The 320-nt window shown below is 61.6% G+C and carries 1 protein-coding gene; it reads left to right on the top strand.

The annotated features are described in order from the left end of the window. Positions 1–51: 51 nt before the first annotated feature. On the top strand, positions 52–320 hold a 269-nt coding region (locus EII35_RS15695), incomplete at its 3' end, for a zeta toxin family protein (protein WP_260465157.1).

The following is a 320-nucleotide window of genomic DNA, read 5'->3' as shown; positions in this document are numbered from 1 at the left end:
GGGAAACCTCGGCGGCGAAGAAGTGATCTTCATGATCGGTTGTTGGGGGAGGTGTGGTCGAGGTTTCCCGAGGTGCGGCAGGAACGGCGGGCTGTGGTGTTGGCGGGTCCTCCCGGCGCCGGGAAGTCAACCACCCTGCAACGGGTGCTGCAGGAGGAGGTGGCCGGGTTCGTCCATGTGGATGCTGACGAGTTCAAGAGCCTTCTACTGCATGAAGCAGTCGCTGACGGGAGCTATGAATCCTGGCTGAAACCCGCCCGGGTCAAGGAACTCGAAACACAAGGAGAACGATTCTTCCCCCTCGACCTGGCCACCCTCGT

The sequence above is a fragment of the Arachnia propionica genome, assembly GCF_003932785.1.
GTDB classification, from domain to species: domain Bacteria; phylum Actinomycetota; class Actinomycetes; order Propionibacteriales; family Propionibacteriaceae; genus Arachnia; species Arachnia propionica_B.
Note: the sequence above shows the minus strand (reverse complement) of the source record. Positions and strands in the feature narration are given on the sequence as shown.